Genomic DNA, 15471 nt, shown 5'->3' on the forward strand with positions numbered 1-15471 from the left:
GGTAGCGCACTCGCACGCCAGCCGCGCCGCCTGTGCTGTGCGCAGCGCGCAGCGCGCGGCGCAGGCTGACTGCTGACCAAGTGCGCCAGCTGTCTGGCGGCAGTGCGCCAAGCCGGGCAATCACTGCTGCACCAGCGCCGGCGCTTGCGGCCGCGCCGAGCTGGCCCGCTGCCAGCGCCGGCCGGGCAATCAGCCCTGCCGCCGCCCGCGCATGCGGGATGGCCGCTGTGCCCGCCGGCGTTGGCGCGTTGTAGCGCACTCGCACGCCAGCCGCGCCGCCTGTGCTGTGCGCAGCGCGCAGCGCGCGGCGCAGGCTGACTGCTGACCAAGTGCGCCAGCTGTCTGGCGGCAGTGCGCCAAGCCGGGCAATCACTGCTGCACCAGCGCCGGCGCTTGCGGCCGCGCCGAGCTGGCCCGCTGCCAGCGCCGGCCGGGCAATCAGCCCTGCCGCCGCCCGCGCATGCGGGATGGCCGCTGTGCCCGCCGGCGTTGGCGCGTTGTAGCGGGCCAGCGTGGCCAGGCTGGCGCGGGCATAGGTCTGCAATGTTGGCGACGGCCAGGCGTCCGGGTCGTCCGGCAGGCTGCCTGGGTCGTCCGGGTGGTCAATCGGGACGATGACAGTTGCCCATTCCGGCCAGCTGCGGACGTTTTTGTACGCGGCCACCGCAGATTTGATCCGCGCCCATTCTGCTGCGTCGGCAAGTGCAGGCTGCCAGGGCAACGTCACACGGAACGTGCCCGGGTGGCCCTGTGGTGTTTGCTCCCACCACTCGGTGAGCCTGGCGCGCGGGTAGCCGATAGCTGCCAGCGCGGTGAGCACGGCCCAGGGAGTGCCGCGCAGCCGGTGCAGCTCAAAACTGCGTTTGATCAGCTCGCGCAGCTGATCCGGCGTGGCTGCCGCGTCCGCGCCGTCAACGTGGCGCTCCCAGGCCAGCAGCGGCAGCAGCTCGACCGGGCAGGCGTCAGGGTTGTGATACCGGCGGATGATGCTCGGGTCGGTGCCCACCGCCAGCGCGTCGACGACGGCGCGCTCCAGCGGCGTGCTGTTGTGCGGCAGCAGCGCCGCCAGGCTCATCGCACCATCCAGCCAATGTCCACCAAGTCAAACACCACGGCGGTGTCGGCGGCGCAGACGATGTCGTCGGCAAAATCTGTTTCGACGCGCAGCACGCCAGGCTGGCGCAGCGCGGCGTACACCATGGATTTGTCCACGATCTGGCCCAGCCGCACCTGCCGGCCACGGGCATCGCCGGCGGCCAGCGCATCAGCAAATGCGCGGCGGGCAGCGGCGACGATCAGCTCGGCGCCGGTGGCAGCGGCCAGCAGCAGGGTGGCGTGCAGCTGGGCGCGGATGATGTTGGCCGGCTCGGTCAGCACATGGTCGGTCAGCGAGCGGGTCGGCGAGGCGCGGCCACCGCGCAGCGCGGTTTGCAGGCTGTCCAGCAGCGCGGCGCTGGGCGCGCTGTCGCCGGCCAGCGCCACGACGCGCACCTCGACCGGTGCGGGGCTGTAAACATGCACATCTGTGATGTCGGCGCTATGCGCCAGCGCCAGCGCGGTGTAGTAATCGGCGCTGCCGATGGCCAGGGTTTCCCAGGCCAGCTGGGCGCGCAGGCGCAGCCGGGCGTCGCTCTCGTACACCGCCAGCGTGGGCGGGGTGGTGGTGTCGTCGGCGGGGATCAGCTCGATGCGCTGGACGTTGAGCGCGGCAGCCAGGTTGTCCAGGTCCGCGCCGGTGGCGTACACCAGGCTGCTGGCCCGCCAGGCGTCGTTGACGCGGGCGCGAAACACCAGCTCGCTGTATGCGGCGTGCTCGGTGAGCAGGGTTAGAGGTTCGCTCTCCAGCTCCAGCGTGCGGGCCAGCGCGTCGCGCATGTCGACCGGGGCGCGGGCGATGATCTCGGTTTTGCGCCGGGCAATGTCGGCCTCGACATCGAGCGGCTGGAGGATGTCCGGCTGTGGCAGCTGGCTGAAATCGACGAGGCTCATGCTGCGGCCGCCAGTTCGGCGCGGGCCATGGCCAGCGACCCTGCGCCGCCGTCGCCGGTGCGCACGTAGTCGATGGCCAGCGTCCAGTCTGTGGCGCTGTCGCTGGCGGCAAAATCGATGCGCGACACGCGGATGCGCGGCTCCCAGCGCGCCAGCGCGGCCACGGCTCCGGCGCGCAGGCGCTGGATCAGCAGCGGATTGACCGGCTGGTCAATCAGTGCGGCCAGCGTGGCCCCGAATTCGCGGCGCAGCATGCGCGTGTACAGTGCGGTGTGCAGGATTTTGGCGACAGACTGGCGCAGGTGCGCCTCGCCGGACAGCCAGCGTCCGGTGCGGGCGTGCATGCCAGACCAGGCGGCGAGCGGGGTGGTCATGCGCTGGCATCCTGTCCGTTGGCCACTGGGGCGCCTGTGGTGTTGTCACCTGCATGCACGCCCGTATGCGTGTGTGTGTGCACGACAACGCCATTGGATTGCATCAGGCCATCGTGGTGGATGATGTCGCCCTGGATAGCCGCTGCGTGCCGTCCGACACGACCACGTCCAACCATGCCAGACAGATAGCTCAGCAGGTCATGCACAGTGAGGTTTCCGGTTGCGTCGGTATCCGGTGCATCCAGCACGATATGCGGGGTTTTGATGGTAATCGTGTTATTTTTGATGGTGATCGACGATGCCCCGGCCGTCAGCACGATGCTGCCACCGGCAGGCACAGTCAGACGGCTCTCAGACGTGGCGTGGTTGTGCTCCCAGCGCGCACCATCCGGGTACTCGCGGATGGTGTTGTCTGCGCTGGCGCCATCTGGTGGTGGGGCATTGTCGCTGTTGAGTGACGGCAGCAGGCGGGCCTGGCTGAGGTCGCCGGACGGGCATTGCAGGGTAACCTGCTCGCCGACGGTCAGTGGATCCCAGTCACGGGTTGCGCCGGCTCGGCCATGCGACATCGGCAGCCAGTCGGTGAGCAGCTGGCCGGTGCGGATGCGCACGCGATTGCCGCTGTGGTCGATTTTCTCGACCACGCCGTGGCGGGTTGAGCCGGCGATCCGGTTGGCGTTGTCAACATGTGGGTCCATGTGGCGATCATGACGCAGGCGGCACGCGCGCGCATGAGTGCTGGCTGTAGTCTGCCCGGCTACAGACCGACAGTAGCCAACAGCATTTCGCGGACCATCTCGATATCCGCGTCGCTAAAACCTAGGAGTTGCCGCGCAGGGTATTGCACCTGCAGGCCATATTTGTTGACGCGGTCACGAAGGCCATGCTGATGGATGTTGGCCAGGCGACCTGCCCCCGCTACAAACTGGATGGTGGCGCTATCAGCCGTGGTGCGCACAGCCATCCAGCGGGTTTTGCTGAGTTTGGCAAACATGCGGGCGCGACTGCGCCTGAGTTTGTGTGTTTTGTCGTCAACCTGGGGGCGGCGCGGCGTGTATGCACTGCCATCAGGATTTTGCTGTGCGGCGATGCGCATCTGCTGGTTGTCGCGCAGCTGTTTGCCGGCCGCGCGCAAAAACCGAGCTCGCGCACCGGGCGACAGGCACGCGAGCAGCGCGGCGAGTTCACGCTCGAGTGCCGCCAACCCTGCGTCGTCAGACATCTGGCCACCCCCACGGTCTGCTCGGCCATTCGGCGAGTTTTTCGTCACGCAGCCAGAGTTCCCAGCGCTCGGCCATCACCATGTGAGATGGGTCGGTGGGATTGTTTGGTGTGTCGTGCGGGACGATTTCGGCGCGCACGACGCCGTCAACCAGCGCGGTGCGCACAATGACAATCTCGTCGCACTCGATGTCTAGCAGCATGTCGCAGCTGCTGTGATTGAGCTGATCAATCTGGTATTTCAGGCCGGTTTTGTTGCGGTCAGGGTTGCGCAGCAGCTCGGGCTGATATTGGCGCAGCCAGGGGATCAGCGGCAGGATGATCATGTTGATGTCGCCGGGAAAATCCTTGATCAGCACGCGCAGGGTGTAGTGCCAGCGCCAGCCGTTGGAGCGCTCGCCGGTTGCGGCAATGCGGCCGTGCTCGACCCACATTTCCAGATTGTCCGGGCGGTGGGCCAGCTCGGGGATCATCGCCATCATCGCGGCGCGCAGGCTATCGGGTTTTTTCATGGCTGGCCTGGCAGTCGATGCAGCGGCGGGCGGTGGGCATGGCGGCGCGGCGGGCGGCGGGGATCTCGTCGCCGCAGTCCATGCAGTTGAGCAGGCCGGGCATGGCGGGCTGGCGGGCGGCGTGGTCAGCCAGCGCAGCGGTGCGCTGTGCCAGCTCCAGCTCGGCGGCGCGGTCAAAATGGTCGGTCATTTGAGCAGTCCATCGGCGTGGTCGGCGCACAGCGCGCAGGCGTCGGCCAGCTCGCCGCCTGCTGCGCCAATAAACGCCCGCTGGTAAAAACACCAATGCACCGGCCGCTGACGGCCAGCATCGCCGACCATGGCGCAGACGATGCGATAGCCTGCATCATGGATATAGGTGTCTGGCACGTCGGCAGACCAATGCAGCGGATCACGCATCGCGCTGCTCATTAATGCCAGGCTGTTTGATGACGCGGGCGACAGCGATTGCTGCGGTTGCGTATAGCCCCCAGTTGGCGGGCAGCACCTGGGCCAGAGCAGGTACTGCGGGCTCCAGCGCGGCGATGCCTCCGGCCAGCAGGCCGATGCGGATGCTCCAGTAGTTGAGCGCGAGACGCGGTGAGATGAGTTTGATCATTGCAGTTTTTCCAGGAGGTCAGAGATGCGTCTCTGGCGATCAATCAAGCCCAGCGTGCTGCCGTTGATGGCCTTGGTGATGGCGGTGTTGTCCTGCTTGTCCGCCAGGGCGTTGAGCTTGTGGGTGTCCCAGTACCAGCCGGCGGTCAGTGCGGCGTATTTCGGCGTGGCGGCCAGATCCGGGTTGGCGACCAGGTCCACCCCCAGCGCGGCGCCGGCGGCCTGATAGTTGGCCTTGCCGGTCAGCTGGATCAGGCCACGGCCATGGTAGCGCCAGCCATCGCCCGAGGCTTCAGGGCCATTGCCCATGCGGCCGCCATAGACTTTGTTGGCGATTTTTTCCGGCTGGCGGGCGTAGGCATTGGCGGTGGCATCGTCGGGAAAGCGCGACGGCCAGGTATTGCGCAAGCCCTGGGCCGAGTAGTTGAGGTTTTCGTTCAGCGTGCGAAACCCGCCAGATTCATGGCTGCACTGGCCGATGAAGGCGGCCATGCGCAGCGGGGTGTTGATCTGGTATTGATGGCATGCCGCTGCTAGTGCAGAGGCAAATCGAACAGGTACGCCGGCGCGATGCAGTGCATCAGAGAGATCCACCATCAGATTAACCCCCCATGCTTTGCGGCAAATACGCCGGCCATGGCCAGCGCCCACAGCGCTCGCTCAACGAGCGTGACCGTGCGCGCGGCCTGCGGCGCGGCGTTTTCGAGTACGCGCATCCGGGTATCCAGCGCGCGGATCTCGGCGGTTTGGCCATTAACGGCCTGAGTCATCCAGCCAATCCGCTCCTCGAGACGGCCGACCACCTCGATGGTGTTGGCCATCCGGCGCAGATCCTCGCGCATGGCGGCGATGGTTTGCTGCATCGACTGCAGCGTCGAGTCAATTTCAGGGGGCATGTTCATCTCCACAGATTGACGGTGGCGACCACCGGGGTGACGGTGGCGACATCCGGCAGTGTTACGGGGTGGCCGGCAGGCAGGGTCAGTGGATAGCGCTCGGCCAGGCCAGGGTTGATTTGCATGGTGTTGGCGACCATGGCACCGGCGGCGCGACGCTCGCGCCAGACCAGGCTCTCGATGGTGTCTCCGCGCTGGGCGATGGCTGTGCTCATAGGAGCTCGATCACGTTGTGGCGGTGGCGGTCATCGCCAGGCACACCCGCCGCCAGGATTTGCTGGATCGCATACCAGGCATCGCGTTTGTAGTCGTCAATTGGCCACGTTGCCCGGTCGGCACGGGTGTGGCCCTCCCAGGTGGTGTCGTAATCGCGCATGCGCTCGAGCAGCGCCGCCGTGGCGGTGCAATAGACGGCCTGCACGTAGGCGTGCACGACGGTGCTGATGCCGTCGATCTGCTCGGCTGTGACATCGGCCAGCGCCGAGGCGCCGGCAGATTGCTGCCGCGTGCGCCAGAGTTGCAGATCGCTGTTGATCTGCGCGATGGCGGTGATCAGCGCGCTGCGCAGGCGCATGGCGGTGACCGTGCCGTCCAGCCGCATGGTTTGACGAGCCATTTTCGGGTCGATGGCGGGCCAGAATGCGGCGCTGGTGATGGGCTCGCCATCGTCTGCCGGCGCGCCGCCGGCAGTGACCTGGACGGCGACAAATTGATTGGATTGCTGTGCCATTGCTGCCGCTCCTGCTGTCGGCGGTGGAGGGGGTTGCCGGGTGCGGGTTAACCCGTCCCATCACCCCCTGCCGCCGGGTGCGGGGTTCGCTCGTTTACGCGCCGGCGTGGCCGGCGGTGTCCTGTTGCGCAGAGCGGGTGGCCCGCTCCAGGCGTTCGATATCTTTTTTGACGCCGCATTTGTCGTGCAGGCGCATGGCCTCGCGCAGCGCGGTCAGGGCGGCGGGCGGATCGGACTCGGTCAGGCCGAGGCCGATCGCCTTGAACCCCTTCGCGCGCACCTCGTCTGGCATATCCTCATCACGAGCCATGTCCATGATCGCCTGCACGGCAACCACATCCGGCGGCTGGCCGGACGCGATGGCGCGCAGTGCGGCATCCGAGATTTCCTCGACCAGCAGGCAGCCCAGCGACCGCTGATATTGGTCAGGGAGGGTCAGCCGGTTGCGCAACGCGTAACTGGCAATGTCCAGCGCGCCGGGGTAGTCGCCCACATCGATCCGCCAAACCAACACGGTCATCACCACGTCGTCCTGGCGCGGGCTCTCGGCCGACAACACGCCCTCCACCCAGGGGGTGTAGTCAGGCAGGATTTTGCGTTTGTGCTCGATTTTCCGTTCGACGGACTGGATCTGTTTCAGGTCGCGGCGGTCGGCCAGCAGTTTGGCCAGCATCAGCTCGTACTGCGTGCCCGTGGCCTCTGGCAACGCGCCGTTGGCGCCAGCGGCCGGCGCGCCGCTGGCGCGGGCAGCCAGCGCGCGCTGGAATTTGGCGGCGGCCGGGGTCAGTGGTTTGCGTTCGGCCATGGTCATGCCACCAGCGTGATGTTTTCGATCAGGCAGGCGCCACCATGGTCCTCTACGACGTAGGCGTCGTTGGACGATTCGTAGTTTTCGATTTGGTCCCGTTTGGGGTTGTCAACAATGGTTCGCCGACGCCCGCCGGTCTGGTAGTAGCGGCTCAGGTTGTCCAGCCTGGTGATCAGGATCGCGTCCGGCGGGAAACCAGGCACACGCATCGCGCTGAGGTTGCCAACGCGCATTTGCGACACCAGTGCGTCCATTGCCAGGCGTTCAGTGGGCGCCTGCACCGAGTTGATCAGCGGGAAATATTTGTCGTGCATCAGTTTGCGTCCGACCACGGCAACCAGCTGAGTATCCTCGCGATACCAGGGGTCGAGCATATTTTCGACGGCATCGACAACCACCGCGTCCAGCGTTTTATAGCCGTTTTGCGAGGTTGCCGAGCTGCCAACCAGGATTTCGCCAGACCCATCGTCAACTTCGTTGAGCACACGCTGCGGTGCGTTGATGCGGATTTTCTGCAACCAGCCAACATTAACGTCTTGCAGCATCGGATTGGCGGTGCGGTCGCTGTTGGCGGCGCGTGATACACCGTTGAAACCCACCGTCATCACATCCAGCGCGGTGCGCTGCAGGATGGCATCGCGCAAACGTGCCTGGAAATCCGGGAATTTGGCCCACATGTCCAGTTTTTCGTACCGCACCAGCGTATCAAAATCGGTTTTGGTGCAGATGTAGCCAATCTGATCCATGGTCGATGGATCAATCGGCTGACGGTCGTGTTGGGTCGTGTCCGTGGTGCTGGCAATCGGCGAGCCAATGCCCAGCCCCAGTTTTTCACCCATCAATTCGTTGACCGGGACGTTGTTGATGCGCCGCATGAAATCGGAGGATTCCTGCAGCCGGGATTCCAGCTTTTGTTGCGCGCTCGGCGCGACGTTGTATTTGCAGTTCATTTCCAGCGGCCCACTCAGGCCATACAGCTGACCCAGGGTTCGGAAATATTGATCCAGCGCCAGTTTGGTTTGCGGGGTCATCGTGTGCCTCAGCAGTCGGTTTGTTGATATTGTTGGCCGCCAGTCGCCGGCGGGATGCCAGCGCCAGAGGGCTGGGTCGACAGTTTCTGGGTCAGCTCGGCCAGACTGGCGCTGGTGGCAGCCACAGTGGCGGTGAGTTTTTCAACCTGGCCGGCCAGGTGGGCGGACTGCTCGGCACTGGCGCCAAACAGTTTTTTCACCTGCTCGATGGTGGCGAATTCATGCTGTTGCGGTTGTTGCGGTTGTTGTGGCTGCTGGCTGGGTTGTTGGCCAGCGCCAAATACCCGCGCGAGCATCTCGCTGAGCGCCGCCATCATGGTTTTCTCGGCGCCTGGCGGGTCATTGGCTGGAGGGGTCGCCGCGCCGAAATCCACGCTGATTTGCTGGGCGCTGGAGTAACACTCTGCGCCCTGGGCATTGCTGGAAAATTTGATGCGTTCAGTGCCAATGCTGGCGGGGGAATCGGTAAACGCCAGGCCGGTGAGATAGGCCTGCCCACTGCCCAGAAAATTCGGCACCATTTCGATTGACGAAAACGCCTTTTTCCATTTGTCCTGCAACGCGGCAACGCCCTCATCCACCTCCACCACCGCGAGCAATTGCAGACGGTCAGCGCCAAACAGGTTTTTGGTTTCTGTCGACAGTGACACCACCCGCCCCTGAGAGGAAAAGGTGCTGTCCGGCATCAACGACAAATAGTGCTCTAAATTACACACCCCGGTGTAAAGTTCGGGGTTGTAGTTTTTCGCCATCTGCTCGATTTGCTGGCGGGTGATGGCGCGGCCATCAATAGTCATCCCCTCAGTGGCGACGACAAATGGTTTGGATTGTTTCGGCATGGAATCCTCCAGTAGCGATAACGCCATATTACTGACCCAAATAATCGCGTCCATGCGGTTTTCCTGTAGATAATCCTCCTACAACATATCGAGCCGGCAAATCTCGCGCGCGCGATGCACAATCGCGCCATGTCCACATCTTCTACCGACATTGACCCGCGCCGGCAGGCCAGAACCTTGTATTGGCAGGGATGGCGGGTATCTAGCATTGCACGGTTCCTCGGTGAAAAGGTGCCGACGGTACACAGCTGGAAACGGCGTGATGGGTGGGATAGATCAGATGAAGCAGAGCGCATTGGCAGCAGCCTGGAAGCCCGACTGCATGTACTAATTGCGAAAGAGAAAAAAGAGGGGTGCGATTACAAGGAAATCGACCTCCTGATGCGGGAGATCGAGAGGCTCGCTCGGGTGCGTAAATATGAGGGCACAGGTCGAGAATCAGACCTAAATCCTAATATTCTGGCTCGCAATGCAAAGCCAAAAAAACAGCCTAAAAAGAATTTTTTCAGCGATGAGCAAATTGAAGCTCTCACTGATAAATTCCATGAAAACATGTTTGGGTACCAGAAAATCTGGTATCGAGCGGGCAAATCTGAGCGGATCAGAAATATTCTGAAAAGCCGTCAGATTGGCGCCACGTATTATTTTGCCCGCGAGGCGTTGATTGATGCACTGGAGACAGGCCGAAATCAGATTTTCCTGTCGGCGAGTAAAGCGCAGGCGTTTCAGTTTCGTAGTTACATAGTCGATTTTGCCGCTGAGGTTGGGGTAAAACTGACGGGTGACAATATCAAACTGTCAAATGGGGCAGAGCTGATATTTTTGGGCACAAATAGCCGGACTGCCCAGAGTTACCACGGAAATCTGTATATCGATGAGATTTTCTGGATTCAGAATTTCCAGAAATTGCGTACCGTGGCGTCGGGGATGGCAAGCCAGAAACGCTGGCGACAAACGCTGTTCTCGACGCCCAGCACAATGTCGCATGAGGCGTATCCATTTTGGTCGGGTGAGCTGTACAACCGAGGCCGGGCAAAAACCGACCGGATCAAAATCGACATCTCGCATGCAGCGCTGGCGGGTGGGATGCTCTGCGCTGACGGCATGTGGCGGCATATTGTCACGTTGTCTGATGCTGAGCGCAGTGGCTGTGATTTGTTCGATATCGAGCAACTCCGACGGGAATATTCTCCTGCGGAATTTGCCATGTTGTTTGATTGCCAGTTCATCGACGATGGCACCAGTGTTTTTCCGTTTAGCATGCTGACCCGCTGTATCGTGGACAGCTGGGATATTTGGCTGGATTTCAAACCATTTTCGGCCAGGCCATATGGCGACCGCCCGGTGTGGCTGGGGTATGACCCCAGCGATGCAGGCGATTCTGCCGCACTGGTTGTGATAGCGCCACCAGCCGTGGTTGGTGGTAAATTCCGTGTGCTAGAGCGCCATGAGTTTAATGGGGCAGATTTCAAGGCGCAGGCTGATTTCATAAAAGGCATTACAGAAAAATACAACGTAGAATATATTGGAATTGATAAAACAGGGGTAGGCGCAGCAGTCTACCAGTTGGTAAAACTGTTTTTCCCTGCCGTGGTGGGGCTGAATTATTCCGTTGAGACAAAAACCATGATGGTGCTGAAAACACTGGACGTGCTCGGCAATGGCCGGCTGGAGTTTGATGCAGGCTGGACAGAGATGTCGGCTAGTTTTATGGCAATCAAGAAAACCATGACAGCGAGTGGCGGAAAAGTGACTTACGATGCCAGCCGCGACAAGAATTCCAACCATGGAGATTTGGCATGGGCTGTGATGCACGCACTGATGCATGAGCCTCTTGAAGGCAAGACCGAAAACAACACGGGGAGCGTATTGATATGGTAGACATGACCGCCGAAAAAACCGAGGATGGATCATTTGAGGTTTTTTCGTTTGGCGATCCTGAGCCGGTATTATCCGCTCGCGGTCTGCTGGATTATATCGAGTGTGTCCCACTGCAAAAATGGTATGACCCGCCGATTTCGTTGGATGGATTGGCCAGAGTTGCGCGTAGTGCGGTATGGCACGAATCGCCGATGATCCTGAAACGCAATATTTTGGCGGGGATGTTCAAACCCAATAAAATCATGGACCGGCAAACGTTTGCGCGGTTTTGCTGGGAGTTCATGGTGTTCGGCAATGCCTACCTGGTTCCACAAAAAAATTTGCTGGGCGGTACGCTAAAATTACAATGCCCACTGACGAAATATACTCGCCGTGGCATTGAGCGCGGACAGTATTGGTATGTTCCGCGCTGGAATGAGGAAATTGAACTCACTCAGGTTTTCCATTTGATGGAACCTGATCTCAATCAGGATGTATATGGTGTGCCTCAGTATATGTCGGCGTTGCAATCAGCGCTGCTGAATGAGTCCGCCACCCTATTCCGTCGCCGATATTATGAAAACGGCAGTCATGCTGGGTTCATTTTGTACATGACTGATGCCACGCATAACAGCGATGACATTAAAGACATTAAAATGTCACTGAGAAATAGCAAAGGGGTCGGGAATTTCAAAAACCTTTTTGTTTATGCCCCGAATGGTAAAAAAGATGGCATCCAGTTAATTCCAATCGCTGAAATTGCAGCGAAAGATGAATTCGTTGGCATCAAAAACATGAGCCGCGATGACCTGCTGGCGGCGCATCGGGTGCCGCCACAGTTGATCGGGGTGATCCCCAACAATACGGGAGGATTCGGCGACGCGGAAAAGGCCGCCCGCATCCTGGCGATCAATGAGATCGGGCCGCTCACACAGCGGCTGATGGAGGTCAACGATTGGTTAGGGGAGGAGGTGATGACGTTTGGTGAGTATCCGCTGGCGGCACTGGCCGCTGCGGCGCCGGCCTAGCCGGCAATGAGACGGTGCGACCGTCCAGGGTGCGGGAACACCCAGGGCGGCCACCTCCTGCAGGGTTGGCTGCATTACGGCCTGGGCACCGTGCTGTGCACACAGCGGGCAACAGGCTACATTATGCACCGTGTATATGCAACAGAATGACATCCGCTGCGGCAACTGCCGCCGAAAACTGGGTGAGGGGGTCTACCTCTCGCTAACCATCAAATGCCCGCGCTGTGGGTGCATCAACCATCTGAGGGCCGAGAGCCCCAACCACACAGAGCGCCACGAGCGCCTGGCCCTGGAGGCTCTCAGTGAAACCATTGCCCATCATCCCGTGGCAGGGCGGCAAACGCCGTCTGGCCCGCCGCATCCTACCCCTGTTCCGCGATCACACCTGCTACGTTGAGCCGTTTGCCGGCGGCGCTGCGCTGTTTTTTCTCAAACAGCCCTCTGAGGTCGAGGTGCTGAATGACATCAACGGCGAGCTGGTGAACCTGTACCGGGTGGTCAAACACCACCTGGACGAGTTCGTCCGGCATTTTCGCTGGGCGCTGGTGTCGCGCCAGGAGTTTCTGGCCGCACGCGACATTGACCCAGCGCAGCTGACGGACGTGCAGCGCGCTGCGCGGTTTTTCTACCTGCAGAAACTGGCGTTCGGGGGCAAGGTGGCTGGCCAGACGTTCGGGACGGCGGCGACGGCGCCGCCACGGCTCAACCTGCTGCGCATTGAGGAGGATTTGTCAGCCGCTCATCTCAGGCTGGCCCGGACCACGATTGAGCATTTGCCGTGGCTGGAGTGCGCCCAGCGTTACGACCGGCCAAACACGCTGTGCTACATGGACCCGCCGTACTGGGGCACAGCAGGGTATGGCGTGGAGTTCGCCCTGAATGAGTATGTCCGCATGGCCGAGTTCGCCCGGCACTGCCGAGGGCAGGTGGTGGTGTCGGTCAACGACATCCCAGAGATGCGCGAGGTGTTTGCTGGGCTGCAGGTTGAGACTGTCAGCACCACATACACGGTCGGATCGATCAACCGGGATGCCCCGCGCGGTGAGCTGATCATCAGCAACAGGTGATGCCCACCACCACTCCACCAGAAAATGCACCTAAATGGTGCATTTTTTCGTTTATGCGTTGACATGTGCCTAAATTTTAGGCAATACACCCACGCCAACACCCAGCGCGCGCAGTCGAGACCCCGCCCCGCCCGCGCGCTAAACCGACCTGTTTTTTTGCGCATGCATGACAGGCCAGGATGTAGTGCTGGCGCGGCGCGAGCCCCCCACTATGGGGCCCAGCGGATCATGCATTTTCATGCGCCAATTGCATGCACAAACCGTGCGCCCAGCGGTTGGCACGGTAATGCCACCGCGAAATGGTAATCGGGGGCACCAGGTGCTTGCCGTCACACACAAACTGCTGATTTTTCAGTGATTCATTGATTACCAAAGCGGGTAATTTTTGGTAATCAAAAAGGTAACATGCCTGTAACCATCTGATTATTAACGTAATTATATATGCATAGATAACTATCTAATAAGGTAACAAATTACTAATTAATTACCAAAAAGTTACCATTTCAAAAAACAAAAACACTGTTTAAAATCAATTGGTTATCCGTTAATTTGTGTGGTAGTTACCTAAGTTACCATTTTTTTGTGCATCAACACATGCGCGCACACATTTTGACGTGACGCATGCACACACACATGCATGCACAAACATCATCGCGGCCGCAAAAAAGCCCACGATCATGACCGTGGGCTCGCCGCGTTACGCCAAATTTACGCCAAACACTGCGTAACTCATTGAAAAATATACTTGTTATGGTGCCGGTAATAGGAGTCGAACCTACGACCTTCGCATTACGAATGCGCTGCTCTACCAACTGAGCTATACCGGCGCCGGTCTGGGTGTTTCAGACACAAGCGCGCATTCTAGCAATGAATGCACGGCTTGTGAACCACCCGCCGACCGCCGACATCAGCCTTGCTTTTGCAGCTCGGCCAGCACTTGTGCCGGTTTTTCGGTGATTTCCAGCACGGTGCGCAGGCGATTGAACGCGGCGGCAGCTTGATCCGGATAACGGCCAAACGGCACCAGGCCGCTGTGTGCCCAGCCGGCAGCGGCCAGGGCGTCCACGCGGAACTTGGCGGCGCGGGCGTCGCCGCCGCTGATTTGCAGCAGGGCGCGGTCGATCAGGATATGCGGAAACGGGTCGCGGGAGATGGTGGAAAAGTGTTCGGGTTTGACTTCATCAAACTGCATGATTCGGGTTCCTTCTGTGGCCACGGAAGATTTCACTGTCCCCGCGAGAACACGGAAACAAACGCTTGAAACGGTGCTAGCAGGCAACGCCCCGAGCAAAAGCACAGAGCGCAGCGCGGTGAAAGACAGACACGGCGCGGATTGCCGACAGACAAGCATGGCATGGGTGCGCTGGGCGCGCAAGTGCCGCGCCAAGACTGAACGACGGGTCAGGAATTCGCACAGCAGGCACGACGTTTTGTCATATCCCGCTGGCAGGCTGGCCGCTGGATGGCGCAAAGCAGGAGCAAGGCAATGGAAATCTCGCGGGAATACGGCGCAGATCAGGCGGGCGTGCTGTATGGTTTTGCTTTTCGGCCCGACACCGCCGGGCTGGAGCTGCCAGCCACCCAGTGGCCGGCGCGCCTGCGCACCGGCCTGGACGATGGAGGTTTTGTCTGGCTGCACGTCAATCTGGCGCACAGCGGCAGCGAAAAATGGCTGCGCGCGCACCTGGGCCTGCCAGAAGATTTTTACGCTGGCCTGCGCGAAGGCCCAGCTTCGACCCGCATCGAGCAACTGGACGGCGAGGCGCTGCGCGCGGTAATCAACGATGTGATTTTCACTTTTGGTAGCCCGGCGGTGGAAGTCTCATCGCTGTGGGTGTACGCCGACGCGCATTTGCTGATTACCGCCCGGCTTAAGCCCTTGCGCTCGGTGGATGCACTGCGCGCAGCGGTGAAGCGCGGCGTGCGCTTTGGCTCGCCGGTGGATTTGCTGGTGCATCTGCTCAGCGGTCAGGCCGATGTGCTGGCGCAGATCGTGCGCGACGCCTCGCAGGCGGTGGACGCCATCGAAGACCGCCAACTGGCCGAACGCCCGCGCCACAGCCGTGCCGAGCTGGCCAGCATGCGTCGGGTGCTGGTGCGCCTGCAACGGCTGCTGGCCCCCGAGCCGGCGGCGCTGTTTCGCCTGCTTAACCGCCCACCGGCCTGGCTGGACGCCGACGCGGTGCAGGGCTTGCGCGAATCCAGCGAAGAATTTGCCGTGGCGCTGAACGACCTGGGCGCGCTGACCGAGCGGCTGAAACTCTTGCAAGAAGAACTGGCTGCCCAGCTCAACGAGCAAAGCAACCGCACGCTGTTCACCCTGACCCTGGTCACCGTGCTGGCGCTGCCGATCAATATCGTGGCGGGCTTATTTGGCATGAACGTCGGAGGGATACCGCTGGCCGAGCACCCGCATGGTTTTTGGGTGCTGGTGGGTTTGATTGCGGCGTTCACCGTCCTGGCGGGAAGCTGGGCTTTTGGCCGGCAACGGCCATAAAAAACGCCCGCTGACGCGGGCG

The 15471-nt window shown here is 61.2% G+C and carries 22 protein-coding genes and 1 tRNA gene; 5 read left to right on the plus strand and 18 right to left on the minus strand.

Annotated features, from left to right (window positions below; translation table 11 throughout):
- The 16 genes from DFR34_RS07885 to DFR34_RS07960 form a co-directional block, all read right to left on the minus strand.
- A partial coding sequence (locus DFR34_RS07885) for a phage tail protein I (RefSeq protein WP_110390609.1) occupies window positions 1–1075 on the minus strand: 1075 nt, incomplete at its 3' end.
- Entirely contained in the window at window positions 1072–1989 is a 918-nt protein-coding gene (locus DFR34_RS07890) for a baseplate assembly protein (RefSeq protein ID WP_110390610.1), read from the minus strand. The genes DFR34_RS07890 and DFR34_RS07885, both read right to left, overlap by 4 nt.
- Window positions 1986–2363 carry a GPW/gp25 family protein gene (locus tag DFR34_RS07895; protein ID WP_110390611.1) on the minus strand — a complete coding sequence of 126 codons (378 nt, stop codon included), beginning with the start codon at window positions 2361–2363 and terminating at the stop codon, window positions 1986–1988. The genes DFR34_RS07890 and DFR34_RS07895 overlap by 4 nt, the downstream gene beginning before the upstream one ends.
- Entirely contained in the window at window positions 2360–3061 is a 702-nt protein-coding gene (locus DFR34_RS07900; protein ID WP_110390612.1) for a phage baseplate assembly protein V, read from the minus strand. Before DFR34_RS07900 ends, DFR34_RS07895 begins: the two co-directional genes overlap by 4 nt.
- A 59-nt stretch (window positions 3062–3120) precedes the next feature.
- On the minus strand, window positions 3121–3585 hold the full coding sequence (locus DFR34_RS07905) for a phage virion morphogenesis protein (RefSeq protein ID WP_110390613.1): 465 nt from the start codon (window positions 3583–3585) through the stop codon (window positions 3121–3123).
- Complete coding sequence (locus DFR34_RS07910) at window positions 3578–4096, minus strand: phage tail protein (RefSeq protein WP_110390614.1); 519 nt, start codon at window positions 4094–4096, stop codon at window positions 3578–3580. The genes DFR34_RS07905 and DFR34_RS07910 overlap by 8 nt, the downstream gene beginning before the upstream one ends.
- Complete coding sequence (locus DFR34_RS07915; protein WP_110390615.1) at window positions 4080–4286, minus strand: TraR/DksA family transcriptional regulator; 207 nt, start codon at window positions 4284–4286, stop codon at window positions 4080–4082. Before DFR34_RS07915 ends, DFR34_RS07910 begins: the two co-directional genes overlap by 17 nt.
- Window positions 4283–4495, minus strand: a complete 213-nt coding sequence (locus tag DFR34_RS07920; RefSeq protein ID WP_110390616.1) for a hypothetical protein — start codon at window positions 4493–4495, stop codon at window positions 4283–4285. Before DFR34_RS07920 ends, DFR34_RS07915 begins: the two co-directional genes overlap by 4 nt.
- Complete coding sequence (locus DFR34_RS07925; protein WP_110390617.1) at window positions 4488–4694, minus strand: DUF7940 domain-containing protein; 207 nt, start codon at window positions 4692–4694, stop codon at window positions 4488–4490. The genes DFR34_RS07920 and DFR34_RS07925 overlap by 8 nt, the downstream gene beginning before the upstream one ends.
- On the minus strand, window positions 4691–5290 hold the full coding sequence (locus DFR34_RS07930) for a glycoside hydrolase family 19 protein (protein WP_110390618.1): 600 nt from the start codon (window positions 5288–5290) through the stop codon (window positions 4691–4693). Before DFR34_RS07930 ends, DFR34_RS07925 begins: the two co-directional genes overlap by 4 nt.
- A complete protein-coding gene (locus DFR34_RS07935) occupies window positions 5290–5589 on the minus strand; it encodes a hypothetical protein (protein WP_146215084.1) in 300 nt (99 codons plus the stop codon). Before DFR34_RS07935 ends, DFR34_RS07930 begins: the two co-directional genes overlap by 1 nt.
- Window positions 5590–5591: 2 nt before the next feature.
- Entirely contained in the window at window positions 5592–5804 is a 213-nt protein-coding gene (locus DFR34_RS07940; RefSeq protein ID WP_110390620.1) for a tail protein X, read from the minus strand.
- The gene (locus DFR34_RS07945) at window positions 5801–6319 is read right to left on the minus strand and encodes a head completion/stabilization protein (RefSeq protein WP_110390621.1); all 519 of its coding nucleotides are present in this window, start codon (window positions 6317–6319) and stop codon (window positions 5801–5803) included. Before DFR34_RS07945 ends, DFR34_RS07940 begins: the two co-directional genes overlap by 4 nt.
- A gap of 94 nt (window positions 6320–6413) precedes the next feature.
- On the minus strand, window positions 6414–7124 hold the full coding sequence (gene gpM / locus DFR34_RS07950; protein ID WP_110390697.1) for a phage terminase small subunit: 711 nt from the start codon (window positions 7122–7124) through the stop codon (window positions 6414–6416).
- A 2-nt stretch (window positions 7125–7126) separates the two neighbouring features.
- The gene (locus DFR34_RS07955) at window positions 7127–8158 is read right to left on the minus strand and encodes a phage major capsid protein, P2 family (RefSeq protein ID WP_110390622.1); all 1032 of its coding nucleotides are present in this window, start codon (window positions 8156–8158) and stop codon (window positions 7127–7129) included.
- An 8-nt stretch (window positions 8159–8166) separates the two neighbouring features.
- Window positions 8167–8997 (minus strand): GPO family capsid scaffolding protein, encoded by an 831-nt coding sequence (locus tag DFR34_RS07960; protein ID WP_158281766.1) that lies wholly within the window; start codon window positions 8995–8997, stop codon window positions 8167–8169.
- Window positions 8998–9126: 129 nt separating this feature from the next.
- Here DFR34_RS07960 and DFR34_RS07965 point away from each other — a divergent pair, with 129 nt between their 5' ends.
- The 4 genes from DFR34_RS07965 to DFR34_RS07980 all read left to right on the plus strand — a co-directional run bounded on the left by DFR34_RS07965 (window position 9127) and on the right by DFR34_RS07980 (window position 12952).
- On the plus strand, window positions 9127–10878 hold the full coding sequence (locus DFR34_RS07965; RefSeq protein WP_211309334.1) for a terminase ATPase subunit family protein: 1752 nt from the start codon (window positions 9127–9129) through the stop codon (window positions 10876–10878).
- Between the two features lie 2 nt (window positions 10879–10880).
- A complete protein-coding gene (locus DFR34_RS07970; RefSeq protein ID WP_245906840.1) occupies window positions 10881–11885 on the plus strand; it encodes a phage portal protein in 1005 nt (334 codons plus the stop codon).
- A 136-nt stretch (window positions 11886–12021) separates the two neighbouring features.
- Window positions 12022–12282 carry a Com family DNA-binding transcriptional regulator gene (locus tag DFR34_RS07975; RefSeq protein WP_110390626.1) on the plus strand — a complete coding sequence of 87 codons (261 nt, stop codon included), beginning with the start codon at window positions 12022–12024 and terminating at the stop codon, window positions 12280–12282.
- Complete coding sequence (locus DFR34_RS07980) at window positions 12188–12952, plus strand: DNA adenine methylase (protein ID WP_170121690.1); 765 nt, start codon at window positions 12188–12190, stop codon at window positions 12950–12952. Before DFR34_RS07975 ends, DFR34_RS07980 begins: the two co-directional genes overlap by 95 nt.
- 751 nt (window positions 12953–13703) lie before the next feature.
- Here DFR34_RS07980 and DFR34_RS07985 read toward each other — a convergent pair.
- Both DFR34_RS07985 and DFR34_RS07990 read right to left on the minus strand, forming a co-directional pair.
- Window positions 13704–13779 (minus strand) — tRNA-Thr (locus DFR34_RS07985).
- An 80-nt stretch (window positions 13780–13859) separates the two neighbouring features.
- The gene (locus DFR34_RS07990) at window positions 13860–14144 is read right to left on the minus strand and encodes a hypothetical protein (protein WP_110390627.1); all 285 of its coding nucleotides are present in this window, start codon (window positions 14142–14144) and stop codon (window positions 13860–13862) included.
- A gap of 294 nt (window positions 14145–14438) precedes the next feature.
- On the opposite strand from DFR34_RS07990, the gene DFR34_RS07995 reads away from it, so the two are divergent.
- A complete protein-coding gene (locus DFR34_RS07995) occupies window positions 14439–15449 on the plus strand; it encodes a transporter (protein ID WP_110390628.1) in 1011 nt (336 codons plus the stop codon).
- Window positions 15450–15471 lie beyond the last annotated feature (22 nt).

The sequence above is a fragment of the Rivihabitans pingtungensis genome (genome assembly GCF_003201855.1).
Taxonomy (GTDB): Bacteria; Pseudomonadota; Gammaproteobacteria; order Burkholderiales; family Aquaspirillaceae; genus Rivihabitans; species Rivihabitans pingtungensis.